The 12,613-nt window shown below is 41.6% G+C and carries 9 protein-coding genes; 3 read left to right on the top strand and 6 right to left on the bottom strand.

From position 1 onward, the window contains the following. Positions 1-81 precede the first annotated feature (81 nt). Positions 82-1,644 carry a glycerol-3-phosphate dehydrogenase/oxidase gene (locus BW716_RS27080; RefSeq protein WP_083728891.1) on the bottom strand — a complete coding sequence of 521 codons (1,563 nt, stop codon included), beginning with the start codon at positions 1,642-1,644 and terminating at the stop codon, positions 82-84. Between the two features lie 193 nt (positions 1,645-1,837). Here BW716_RS27080 and BW716_RS27075 point away from each other — a divergent pair, with 193 nt between their 5' ends. Further along, positions 1,838-2,593 (top strand): DeoR/GlpR family DNA-binding transcription regulator, encoded by a 756-nt coding sequence (locus tag BW716_RS27075; RefSeq protein WP_235643958.1) that lies wholly within the window; start codon positions 1,838-1,840, stop codon positions 2,591-2,593. Between the two features lie 215 nt (positions 2,594-2,808). Here BW716_RS27075 and BW716_RS27070 read toward each other — a convergent pair whose 3' ends face one another. Then, entirely contained in the window at positions 2,809-3,924 is a 1,116-nt protein-coding gene (locus BW716_RS27070) for a FecR family protein (protein ID WP_083728887.1), read from the bottom strand. A gap of 58 nt (positions 3,925-3,982) precedes the next feature. Next, positions 3,983-4,516, bottom strand: a complete 534-nt coding sequence (locus BW716_RS27065) for an RNA polymerase sigma factor (protein WP_083728885.1) — start codon at positions 4,514-4,516, stop codon at positions 3,983-3,985. A gap of 252 nt (positions 4,517-4,768) precedes the next feature. Here BW716_RS27065 and BW716_RS27060 point away from each other — a divergent pair, with 252 nt between their 5' ends. Both BW716_RS27060 and BW716_RS27055 read left to right on the top strand, forming a co-directional pair. Beyond that, positions 4,769-8,128, top strand: a complete 3,360-nt coding sequence (locus BW716_RS27060) for a SusC/RagA family TonB-linked outer membrane protein (RefSeq protein ID WP_179091288.1) — start codon at positions 4,769-4,771, stop codon at positions 8,126-8,128. A 10-nt stretch (positions 8,129-8,138) separates the two neighbouring features. Next, positions 8,139-9,530 carry a RagB/SusD family nutrient uptake outer membrane protein gene (locus BW716_RS27055; protein WP_083728881.1) on the top strand — a complete coding sequence of 464 codons (1,392 nt, stop codon included), beginning with the start codon at positions 8,139-8,141 and terminating at the stop codon, positions 9,528-9,530. Positions 9,531-9,652: 122 nt separating this feature from the next. Here BW716_RS27055 and BW716_RS27050 read toward each other — a convergent pair whose 3' ends face one another. From BW716_RS27050 to BW716_RS27040, 3 genes are all read right to left on the bottom strand, one after another. Next, the gene (locus tag BW716_RS27050) at positions 9,653-9,880 is read right to left on the bottom strand and encodes a hypothetical protein (RefSeq protein WP_143709060.1); all 228 of its coding nucleotides are present in this window, start codon (positions 9,878-9,880) and stop codon (positions 9,653-9,655) included. Between the two features lie 131 nt (positions 9,881-10,011). Continuing rightward, complete coding sequence (locus BW716_RS39095; RefSeq protein ID WP_368677976.1) at positions 10,012-10,428, bottom strand: MauE/DoxX family redox-associated membrane protein; 417 nt, start codon at positions 10,426-10,428, stop codon at positions 10,012-10,014. Positions 10,429-10,449: 21 nt separating this feature from the next. Next, positions 10,450-11,775: a protein kinase gene (locus BW716_RS27040; RefSeq protein WP_083728875.1), complete on the bottom strand. Its 1,326-nt coding sequence runs from the start codon at positions 11,773-11,775 to the stop codon at positions 10,450-10,452. Positions 11,776-12,613: the final 838 nt, after the last annotated feature.

Genomic DNA, 12,613 nt, shown 5'->3' with positions numbered 1-12,613 from the left:
GCGTGTAGCAAAGCTACCGCCTGGCTCCCTCGGGGGATGCTCTATAGTTGTATAAGTATAACGTGGTGAGGAATACGCTGATTAATTCAGCGTATATCCCTTCGCCAGTATTGTAAAATCGGCGAGTTCTGCCTGTATCCAGGCGGCATCTTTATTTAATTCTTTTGCCATTATTTGTGCTACGACTGGTGCAGCAGCTACGGCTGCATGTACATCCAGGAATAGTAAGCGAAGACGGCGTCCCAGCACATCTTCTACACGGCGTGCATACTCATTCCGAATGGCCCAGATGACCATTGCTTTATTATACGGGAAATTAGGCACCAGCAGGTCTCCCAGTGAATGGTCTTCAGCAACCAGTTTGTTGATTGCAGTCATATCTGCACCATAAAAACGCAGCGGATCATTCTCATCACTCATTGGTACATAGCCATGGATATGCAGGTGTTCTGTCTTACATTCCTTAGCGGTCAGCACGCCAGTTTCGATAGCTTTATCAATTGTATCCTGTGCCATCTTGCGGAAGGTGGTCCATTTACCACCAGTGATGGTGATCAGTCCTGATTCGGATACAATGATCTTATGACTACGTGATATTTCTTTTGTTTTAGCACCATCTTTACTTGGTGCAGCCAGTGGACGCAGACCGGCAAATACTGCCAGCACATCTTTGCGGGTAGGCTTTTTCACCAGGTATTTGGCAGCAGTATTGAGAATAAACTCAATTTCCTGCTCCAGTGCATGCGGTTCCAGTTCAGGATGATCGCGCAGGGTATCGGTTGTGCCTACGATCAGTTTACCATGCCATGGCACAGCAAATAATACGCGGCCGTCATCTGTTTCAGGGATCATGAGGGCATTGTCGCCAGGCAGGAAAGAATGATCCAGGGTGATGTGTACCCCCTGACTTGGTCTTACCATGTGTGGCGCATCCGGACGGTCCATATGCAGAATGTTATCTACATAAACCCCGGTAGCGTTGATCACTACCTTGCCTGTTGCTTCGTAAGTTTCGCCGGTTTCGATGTCCTTCGCTATAATCCCACTCACTTTCTTATTGTTATTTTTCAATAAGCCGGTTACTTTAATGTAGTTCAGTACGGTGGCGCCGTTTTCGATGGCGGTCTGGGCTATGTTCAGCGCCAGACGGCTATCGTCAAACTGGCCATCATGGTATACTACACCACCTTTCAGCCCTTCCTGTCTGATAGTAGGCAGGGCTTCGATGGTTTTCTTTTTGCCTATATATTTAGAAGCACCCAGGCTTAATTTACCGGCCAGTAAATCGTAAAATTTCAGACCAAGGGTATACTTAATGTTATTAAACCAGGAGTAATTCGGAATAACGAAAGTTTCGTTTTTTGTCAGGTGAGGTGCATTTTTCAGTAATAATCCCCTCTCGTGGCAGGCTTCTCTTACCAGGCCAAGGTCTCCCTGCGCCATGTAGCGCACTCCGCCATGTACGAGTTTGGTCGCTTTGCTCGAGGTGCCTTTCGAATAGTCTGCCTGCTCTACCAGCAAGGTCTTATACCCCCTGGTAGCAGCGTCCATCGCGATGCCAAGACCCGTTGCGCCGCCGCCAATAACAATAACATCCCATGACTTAGTGGAGGATAGGTCCGATATTAACTGCATTCTGTTCATAAAGTAAGGAGTTTAAACCCAAAGAAACTTTCTAAATGTTTCTTTTGCTTATATAAAGTTGTTTCGTTTTGTTTTCATTTCCAAATTTTTCTTGAGATTTAAGCTTTTTTTAGGAAAAAAGTCAACCTTGTATTACTTTTCAGTTACTATTTTACCAATTTAATACCAGGCCATAGTTATGAAATTCGAATCTATGTCACAACGGCACGCTTATATCCTGGAACGCCTGCAGGCAGAAGGGAATGTTCGGGTGGCCGATCTGTTTGAGGCGTTGGATGTTTCGGCGGTAACCATCCGTAAGGATCTTAAGATGTTGGAGGACAAGAAATTATTATTTCGCACACATGGAAATATCAGCAGGGCTAACCCCTATACAAAGGATAGGAATGTCAATGAAAAAGAGAACATCCTGGCGGATCAGAAGATCCTCATTGGCAAGCGGGCCGCAGAAATGATAGAGCCGGACGATGCGATCATTATCGCATCAGGCACCACTGTATTGCAGGTAGCGAAAGCGATTCCGCCGGAGTTGCGGGTCACAGTACTCACTTCCGCCATGAATATTTCCATGGCGCTGCTGGACAAACCCAATATAGAGATTGTGCAGCTGGGAGGGATCGTACGTAAAACATCTACTTCTGTTACAGGCACGTATGCCGAAGGAATCCTGGATCACTTTACCTGTAGTAAGTTGTTCCTGGGGGTAGATGGTATTGACATGGAACAGGGGTGTACCACTTCCAATATGATGGAAGCACTACTCAATAAGGCCATGATCCGCACGGCACAGAAGACCATTATAGTGACCGATTCTTCGAAGTTCGGCAAGCGTGGATTTGGGAAGATCTGCCCATTAGGGGATATAGATCAAATAATTACAGATGATGGAATTAGTCCTGCCATGATGCGGGACCTGGAAAACATGGGGGTGGAAGTAATTGTCGTATAGGGAGTATCCCTATAAAAAGATGAAGGCCAACCCGGGAAGGTGGCCTTCTATTGCGTTGCTTCCCGCTCTGATTCGGGTTGCTGCTTGTCGTAAAAAAGAGGGTTAACAAACGACGAAAGCTATATAATTGCCCTATGTTTCAGGGCAAGCGTGGTTATTATGAGGAACTATCTCGTTATCAATGAATGCTGAGGGTTTGCATAGGAGAAGGAGTTTTACAATATATGTATCACTCCATCTTTTGAAATATTATAAGACACTTCTTTGGTATCTGTCAATTGTTGTAACAGGTGGATAATCGGCTTGCTTTTATCCAGTATTACACCAATAAATTTCTTGCCGGCAGCAGATTTTTCTACAATCATTTTCACTTTCATATTTCTACCTACTACTTCTGCTATTCGTTCGATAGTGACATTGTCAGGAAACACGATAATACCATCTCGCCAGCTCAGTACTTCATCTGCATCAAATTCTCTGATGGAGATGGCCTGAGAGTCGATGGTAGCGGCCTTGCCCGGAACCAGGAGCGCATTGTTTTCGCCTTCGGCTACTTTTACGCGACCCTGTACTAGGCTAATTCTGGCGATACCGCTATCGTACGTATTGACGTTAAATTCTGTACCCAATACATCTACCTGCCTGTTGCGGGGAAGGCGTACGATAAAGGGCTGACCTGCCTTAGGGGCGACTTTGACATAAGCTTCTCCGTCTATACTGATTTCTCTTTTGGCCCCGTCGAATTTCAACGGGAAAGACAGGCGCGATGTATTATTTAATAATACTTCTGATCCGTCAGCCAGTATGACTTTATAATTGTTTTTGCCTTTTGGCACGGTCAACACGCCCAAATCGTGATTAGTACTATTCAAAGAGCTAAAGGTGAGCGAGCCGGTTTCCGGATGCAATGCTATACCGTTCACATTTGTGGGAGCATTGTTTTCCAGGTTAATTTCCTGCTGGCCTATTTTCAATAAAATGGTTTTACCATCTTCCCATGATGCCAGGGCTGTAGGTTGTTGCGGTGTCAATAAATAAAGAGACAATCCACCAACAAGACCAATCGAGCAGGCAGCGGCGGCAATTACGCGGATATACCGGTTGCGCACGCGCCTTTTGGCATTGATAATTAATTCTGCTGCTGAGATGCTGCCACCTGCGAAGGCGACCAGGTTCTCTTTTTCCATGTCTTCACGGATCTCATCATACAGCGACTGAAGCTCCGGCCGGTCGATTATCAACTTTTCCAGTTGAATTTTTTCATCCGGTGTGATCGTTCCCAGAATGTCTGCCACGATCAAGGTTTGTATGTCAATAGCTTCAATATCCATAGTTGATATAATTATAGACAATCCTAAAATCCAAAAAGTATGAGTGAAGGGAAAAAAATTATTTTAACTGTAGTTTATTGCGGATAATCTTCAGGGAGGAGTACAATTGAGTTTTCACGGTATTGACAGAAATACCTTCAATTTTGGCCACTTCTTTGTGCGGGCGGCCTTCCATATATACCATTTCCACTGTTCGGCGGCTTTTGTCAGGGAGTTCCTGCATAAGCCGGGTGATGTCTTCCATTTGTTCATTTTCAGGTTTTTCAGGGGACTGTACCTCTGTGTTCATGGCAGAGTACTGCTGGTTACGTTTGGTTAGATTGGTGTCATGCTTTATTTTGTTCAAACAACTGTTTGCAGCCATACGGGTGAGGTATCCCCTGACTGCGGTGTTCACTTCAATGTCTTTTCTTTTATTCCACAGGTTGATAAAGACTTCCTGGGTCACATCTTCTGCATCATGAATATTACGCAGGATGCGGAAGGCAGCCACGAATACATCTCTGCGATATTTGTTATATATCTCAGCGTATGCGAGTTCGTTTCCGTCTTTAATAAGCTGAAATAGCTTTACGTCCTGCTCTTGAATCATTATATTCGGATTTAGGTACAAGATTTACTTATCCTGATAGCTCTGGTTCATTATAATTTGGGGGTTTGTTTTGGTGGAATTATTCCTTCCAAAAATAGTTAAATTTTCAGAATGTCATAATGAGTATAAAAATGATTAATTTTCCACTCATATTATCATACTTTTTGGCGATCAGAGTTGTCTATTATGCCCCAGTGCTGTTGTCCAAATTATCTACCCTCTGATTTTTGCCAGAATGGTCCCTTATCAAATATGAGAAGAATTTTTGCGGCCAATGGTGCTTTTTATGTAGTACTATGCCTGCTATTCTTACTGAGAGCAAGCATACCTGCATTCGCGCAAACCCCGGGTCCATCTGATGTGAACGAGATGTTGAATAAGAGAATGGATCTTTCGGTATCTAACAAATCATTAAAAGCCATATTTAAGCTGATCAGTTCCACGACCGGCTTACACTTCATTGCTTCCGCAAATCAGCTGGATGTAACGGATCATTATTCTATTTACGCAAGTAACTTTTCAGTAACACAAATATTGTTTGAATTGTTGGGCAGACAGGGTTTTACCTGGACTTCCAGAGGGAATATGGTGGTATTTAGCCGGTCGGGACCATTGATTCCACTGCCACCGAATTCGATTGCAAAGAAAATTTCCAGCAAATTAAATGTCGTAACGGGTATTGTGATGGATGAGAAAGGGACGGCGTTGCCTGGAGCGACAGTAAGGATCAGTGGAACGAACCAGGGAGGTACGACAGATGAGACGGGGCGGTTTACTTTTCTGACGGAAAAGGAAGATGTGGTCCTTTATGCTACTTATACAGGATATATGCCTGCAGCGAAGGAGGCGAATATTGATGATTCTATCAGGATAAAATTAGTGTTGGCAAATAATGTGCTGGATGAGACGGTGATTATGGCCTATGGTATTACCACCCGCAGAACGAATACCGGCAGTATTGCCAAAGTATCTTCCAGCGAGATTTCCCGCCAGCCGGTGGTAAATTTATTAGGTGCTTTGGAAGCACGGGTTCCCGGATTGGCAGTGACACCGTCAAGTGGTGTGAATGGAACGAGCTTTACGGTGCAGATCAGGGGAAGGAATTCTTTTGCGAATGGTTCAGATCCTTTATATATCGTAGATCGGGTGCCTTACATTTCCAGCAAGACTATCAATCTGTTGGGATCGATTGCGGTGCAGAATTTTGATGCAGGCGGGATTAGTCCGTTTAATAATTTGAATAAGGAGGATATTGAAAGCATAGAGATTTTGAAGGATGCAGATGCGACGGCGATATATGGGAGTAGAGGTGCGAATGGGGTGATATTGATCACGACCAAGAGAGGAAAAGAAGGGAAGGCCACGTTGAATTTGAAATTGAGTACGGGGATAGGGAAGGTGCCTGGTATGGGCAATTTGCTATCCAAAGAGCAATATATGGCGATGAGGAAGGAAGCGTTTGCAAATGATGGGATCACGCCGGATAATCTGGAAGGGAGTGTGGGGTATGCGCCGGATCTGATGGCGTGGAATCAGAACCGGGCGAGGGATTGGCAGAAAATGATTATTGGTGGAACAGCCAACTTAACGAATTTGAATGTGGCGCTGAGTGGAGGGAGTAAGGTGATACAGTATCGGTTGAGTGGAAGTGTGTTGAAAGGGACGTCGGTGTTTCCAATAGATATGCCTTATTTGAGAGGGACAGGGGATGTGTCAGTGACGTATTTGTCTAAGAATAAGAGGTTGAGTGCGGATTTGAATGGGAAGTATGGGAAGGATCGGAATGAAATGTTCAATGGCAATTTGCTAGGTACGGTGGCGCCACCGAATGCACCTGGGCCCTGGGATGATAATGGGAAGTTGGTTTGGCAGGAGAATGGGGCGGAGTTTAGTAATCCTTTGGCAGATTTGTATAAGAAGTATACGATCAGGACCGGGAATTTGTTGGGGAGTATGAAATTAGGGTATAGGATTGTGGATAGTTTGAGTTTCCTGTTGTCGGCAGGGTTAAATAGGTATCGGGATAATGAGAATTCGCAGGTACCGACTTTTTCGATAAATCCGAGTTCAGATTCGGCATCAAATGGTTCAGCTTCGTTTGGGACGCAGGAGATAAAGAGTTATATTCTGGAACCTCAGTTGGATTATACTAAGACGTTTAAGTTTGGAAAGGTGAATGCGTTGATAGGAACTACATGGCAGTATAGTTCGAATACCAATATGGTGATAGATGCAGATGGGTTTACGGATGATGGAAGGTTGGATGATATATCGGCAGCTGGTAAAACAGCTATATTGAGTAAGTATTCCTCGAAATACAAGTATGCGGCCTTATTCGGACGTTTGATATACAATTATAAGGATCGCTATATTCTGAATTTTTCAGCGAGAAGAGATGGATCGAGTCGGTTTGGACCCGGAAAAAGATGGTCGAATTTTGGATCAATAGGAGGTGCATGGCTGTTTAGTAATGAAGATTTTGTAATGAATAATGTAAGATTTTTGGACTACGGAAAGTTGAGAGGTAGTTATGGGGTCACTGGTAATGATCAAATTGGGGATTACCGATATTTGGATACCTGGTCGTCTGGTGTCAACCCTAATCTATATCAAGGGATCATTCCATTAACTCCTGATGCTTTATTAAATACCAATTTTTCATGGGAGAGAAGTAAGAAAATTGAAACGGCTATCGAGCTTGGATTTTTGAAGAATAAGTTAATTACTACCATTGCCTATTTTAATAATACGAATGATAAACAAATAATAGCCTATAAATTACCTGCCCAAACCGGATTTATGAATGTTATCAAAAATGAAGGGGTCGTGGTAAGGAATTCAGGATGGGAATTTGATATGACGGCTGAAGTAATGAGGAGAGAATATTTTAGCTGGAGAGTAAATGCAAATATGACCTTTCCGAAGAACAGGTTAATGGTATTCCCTGATATAAGTCATTATGATTATGACCTCTATTATTCGGTAGGATATCCATTGAATGTATTGAAACATTATCATAATTTGGGTGTGGATAAAACTGACGGCCTTTATAAATTTGAAGATGTTAACAAGGATGGAGCACTGGGTGCTCCGGATTATAAAAATGAAGGAAATCTTGACCCCACATTCTATGGTGGTATTGGAAACGCATTTCAGTATAAAGCATTCAGGTTAGATATATTTCTCACTGTGAGAAAACAGACGGTGCCTAATTATTTCTACTCTGCATATTTTAATATGCTTGCACCAGGTGTGTTGGCAAATCAGCCTAAATGGGTACTGGATAGATGGCAGCATCCCGGAGATGAGACCAAGGTTCAACGATTTGTGACTGCTAATATTCTGAATGGAGATATCCAAAGCTATAATATTTATACTTCTGATGCGGTCTATGAGAATAATTTTTATATAAAGGTGAAGAATATTTCATTCTATTACACAATGAATAAGAATGTGGTAAAGAAATTGAAATTGTCGGATCTTAAATTTTATTTGCAAGGCCAAAATTTATTTACTTTGACTAAGTATAAAGGATTAGATCCTGAAACACCATATTATTTCTCATTACCAACATTACGGATAGTAACAGCAGGATTGGAAGTGCAGTTTTAATAAATTCCCCATGATGAAAAAGTATATTGTAATACTGTTAGCGATATGGCTCCTTAGTTGTAATAAATTGATTGATGTGGGAGATCCGGATAATAGTGTAGTTGGGGGAAATGTATTTACCCATGATACATCTGCATTATCTGCTGTCAGTGGTGTTTACGCTAAAATTATGGCGTCCTTTCCCAATATGTTAAATGGAGGCCTATCCATTTGTGGTGGTCTGTCTGCCGATGAAATAGAGCCCAATAACCAGACCAATACGATGCTGGAATTTTATAACAATTCAATATCAACTACAAGCACATTTAATAGATTATACTTATGGTATTTTGGATATAGCTTGCTTTACCAGACAAATGCTATTATTGATGGAATAACCAATAGCACTTCCATGTCAGTAGATGTAAGTAATCAATTGTTGGGAGAATCCTATTTTATAAGATCTCTGATTTACTTGCAGATGGTACAGCTATTTGGTGATGTGCCGTTGGTGACCTCGATCGATTATAAGGCAAATGCAAAATTGAAGAGAACTGCAACGAGTGTTATTTTTTCACAGATAAAACAAGATTTACTAAAATCGACAGGATTGCTGAATGAAAATTATCCAAGTAATGGAAGGGTACGGGTTAACAAATGGGCAGCTAAAGCGCTGCTCGCAAAATTATATCTGTATGAAGAAGATTGGGTAGATGCAGAAAGTGCTTCGTCGCAGGTTATTAATGCCGGCCCTTATGGATTAGAAAACGATCTTAACAGGGTATTCCTCTTAGATAGTAAGGAAGCTATATTACAGTTTATGCCTGTTGAAGTTGGATATAATACATCCGAAGGTGCTCAGTTCGTACCTAGCCCCAATGGTACTTCATTACCGCAATATAGCGTCTCGGATTATTTGCTGAATGCTTTTGAAGCTGGCGATAAAAGAGCAAGTAGCTGGATTGGTACGAAGGTAGTGAATGGAGTTACTTACACCTTTCCGTATAAATATAAGTTACGGATAAATTTTAGTTCTAACTATGTAGTAAGTGAATATACAATGGTGCTCCGTCTTGCTGAGCAATATTTAATCCGTGCAGAAGCAAGGACTCATTTAAGTGATTTGCCGGGAGCTATAGCAGATGTAGACAGTATTAGAAATAGGGCAGGGTTGCCAATGATATCGGCTATAAATCCTGGTATTGACGGTAATAGTTTGTTGATAGCCATTCAAAAAGAACGGCAAATAGAATTGTTTGCAGAATGGGGAAATCGTTGGTTTGATCTCAAACGTAATAAAACTGCAACAAGCATTTTGTTAAACAGGAAGCCAGCGTGGACGGATGAAGATACGCTTTATCCAATTCCAGATGCGGAGATTATGTTAGATTCAAACCTTACACAAAATCCTGGATATAATTAATTGGGGATGTATCCTAAATAAAACTTCTGATCATCGCATACATACGAACATTGTCTTACCAGGTAGCCGAATGAAAAGAGCGTGGATCTTAATTGATACACGCTCTTTTTGTAAGTCCCTTATTAGTTTGATCTGGTTGCTACAAGATTGGGATTGTCTAATGCTTTTAAACAGGTAATGCCTGAGCCCGGGCAATTTACTTCAGCCTGTGCCGTCGTCCCATATAATACTGTCGTTCCTCCAATCGTAATCCAATAATGATTCTCTGCTCTTACATCGGGTTTGATTTTAGTCGCATATGCTGCTCCCACACCAATTAAAGCAGCCAGTGCTGCGAATGCTAATTTCATTTTGTTCATAAGATTTAATATTTAAAGTGATAGAAAAACGTCAAGCTGTAATTAGTATCAGACTTACCCATCCCTATCCGAACCGAAATCCAGACCGTGATAGTCATTCCAATCTAATACTCTTTTATTGGTTACCGGGAGAATATATTCATCTTCCTAATCAGTAGGATAGCAACTAGTCCAATTGAAACAAAAAACAAATTAAAATACAAATGTTGTACCCACGTGAACTGAACAATGGCGCCGCCACATGAGCAAGGTATCTCCCCAAAATATCTTAACTCTATCAGGATAATATACCCCGTAAAAAGTATCATCATTCCCGTCGCAATCTTCAGCCCCGTAAATCGGGTCTTCTCCAACATCAATAACAATGATACACATAACTCGGTGAAAGGGATCCCCCATACCAACAGGGGCAACAACTGAGCAGGAAACGGCTGTTTATGCATCTGGGAAACAAATACATTAAAATCCATCCACTTGCTTACAGCCGCGTACACAAACATAGTAATAAACAGTAGGCATACTGTATTAAAGAACAGCATTCTAGTTTTCATAGTCTTTATTTATACCAGTTCTATCTTCCCCGGTATGTCGCCTGTCTTTAATAAGGTTATTATTGAGGAAAGAGTCGGTCTGTTGCTAGGAGCAGGGTCCAGGCAATTAGTAACTACATCTAATAAAACTGCTTCTAATCCTGCATTTACCAGCGCATTATAAATATTTCCTGAAAAGCTCTCCTGATCAACAGGATTTAAAATCATAAATGCTAATACAACCCCCATTGAATAAATATCATCCCCCGGTTCCGGCTGCTCACTCCGCCTTTGCTGTGGCGACATAAACATCGCCGTTCCATAGCCAAAAGGTGGATCCGGTGTACCCGCCGGCATATAATACGCTAACTCAAAATCCAGCAGGTATACTTTATCTTCCTTGATTATAAAATTATTAATCTGAACATCTCTATGTAAATATCCAAGCTCATGTAATCGTTTAAGGATTTCCGTTATCTGCAAAAAATAACCTAAGATCTTAACTTTGTCGGCTACACCCAATTCACGCCAGATGCGATCCCTGTAAACATCTTTCAAGCGCTCCGGCAATACCTGTCCGTTTATATAACTCGTCACTAAATAATGATCTTCCCCCTTACTGCAAAAATCTATGACCTGTGGTACCGGCAATTCATGTTGTATGGCTTCCAGTACTGATTTCTGCCAGAATAACTTATGCGCCGATTCCCGCCCATACCTATCTATAAATGACGCCGCTCTTGCCTGCTTAATGATACAATGTGAAAATGCAAACTGCTTTATATTCACCCCCAAATAGATATCCCCCTTGGGATTAAATCGTAATAACTTTGTCGGTATATAATACTTCCCGATAATCCCCTTGCGCCGCTTATTCCGGTAGGCCACAGGTATATGGTACCTGATACCGGTATCCAATGCTGTATATAAAACCTTGCCTATTCGAAGACTATCATAGGGGGTAATACCCTGAAAGGCACTCGTTACGCTTTCCAGCTCCCGGACCAGTTGTATCGCCTGTTTCGCCTGCTTTGGATAGATCTCGATGATCCTGCCCGCTTCTTTGATACCCAGCGTCAATCCATTACTCTGATCCACCAGTCTGTTGTTTTTTAACAACCGGTACGATACAGCATACCCCTCCAACACAGGGATTACCTGATGTAATAAAGATTGGACCTGTTGCGAAAGCACCGAAATATACAGCGTGAAATTATTCCGCAATTCACAATCGCCTACCTCCAGCCAATGCTCAGATTCCTGGTAAGGTATACCATATGATGACAGATCGCTTGCAAACTCTTTTACTTCGTGTGTACTCAAAGAATACCCGTTATTCAGTTGAAAAACTGACATAAATAGCAGTTATGTATTAGCTCGTCCTTGACCTGTGTGCGCGTACAGGCTTTTATAAAGTAGTTTTAAATATCATGGATATAAGAATAAAGTAAAATGCACTTTGTCCTCTGAGTATAGTATGATATTATTATTATTATTATTATTTGTCCCCAATTTGAAATATTAGTCGAAAGACCAATTGTATGGAATGTATAACAGGAACTTTAAAAAAAAGTTCGGGGAATTTCATAAAATTTTTTTTATTGAATTGTTTTTTATGTTAATGTAATTATTTATCTCATTCTCCGGAGCTGTTGGGGTTTTTGAAGCATGATCTGCTAACTGACAGGTATACACACTTTTAGGTAATGTTATCTTGATAATGCCGGCCAGTAATCGGGGCATAGTTAAAGGGTAATCGGGTCGTTTTCAGGGTATAGCTATAGTACAGCTATACTATTATAAGTACACCATAAGGGCATCAACAGGGCACCTTAATATTTAAGGGATATGAAGGTGCCCTGTTGATGATGGAATGGTAATGAATCTACACTATGGCCCGACTATACCCCAACTACCCCTTTATAAGCCCGGGTTCACCTTGTGGCATGGTTTTATCAGTATGGACCCGTATGAAAGATTTACATAAGATAGTGACCAAAAAACGCCTGGGTTGCAATATTCTCGGCATTATCAGCTTTGTTTTGATATCTGTACAGATCGTTTTCGTAGTACTAATCATGTATAATAGGGTGCAAATCTGATAAAAATGGGGCCTTGTATCCTTAAATAAAACATTCATGAAAAGGAAATTCGCCAACGGGGAAAGAAAACCTTTTTCAGAAAAAACCCTCAT

It is taken from the genome of [Flexibacter] sp. ATCC 35208 (genome assembly GCF_001975825.1).
Taxonomy (GTDB): Bacteria; Bacteroidota; Bacteroidia; order Chitinophagales; family Chitinophagaceae; genus Chitinophaga.
This window is presented reverse-complemented; position numbering and strand designations above follow the sequence as displayed.

Bases quoted from the DNA above. Each gene is read 5' to 3' on its own strand.
- BW716_RS39095 (WP_368677976.1), bottom strand. From the start codon at position 10,428: ATGCTGTTCTTTAATACAGTATGCCTACTGTTTATTACTATGTTTGTG.
- BW716_RS27060 (WP_179091288.1), top strand. From the start codon at position 4,769: ATGAGAAGAATTTTTGCGGCCAATGGTGCTTTTTATGTAGTACTATGC.
- BW716_RS27050 (WP_143709060.1), bottom strand. From the start codon at position 9,880: ATGAAATTAGCATTCGCAGCACTGGCTGCTTTAATTGGTGTGGGAGCA.
- BW716_RS27070 (WP_083728887.1), bottom strand. From the start codon at position 3,924: ATGGATATTGAAGCTATTGACATACAAACCTTGATCGTGGCAGACATT.
- BW716_RS27065 (WP_083728885.1), bottom strand. From the start codon at position 4,516: ATGATTCAAGAGCAGGACGTAAAGCTATTTCAGCTTATTAAAGACGGA.
- BW716_RS27080 (WP_083728891.1), bottom strand. From the start codon at position 1,644: ATGAACAGAATGCAGTTAATATCGGACCTATCCTCCACTAAGTCATGG.
- BW716_RS27075 (WP_235643958.1), top strand. From the start codon at position 1,838: ATGTCACAACGGCACGCTTATATCCTGGAACGCCTGCAGGCAGAAGGG.
- BW716_RS27055 (WP_083728881.1), top strand. From the start codon at position 8,139: ATGATGAAAAAGTATATTGTAATACTGTTAGCGATATGGCTCCTTAGT.
- BW716_RS27040 (WP_083728875.1), bottom strand. From the start codon at position 11,775: ATGTCAGTTTTTCAACTGAATAACGGGTATTCTTTGAGTACACACGAA.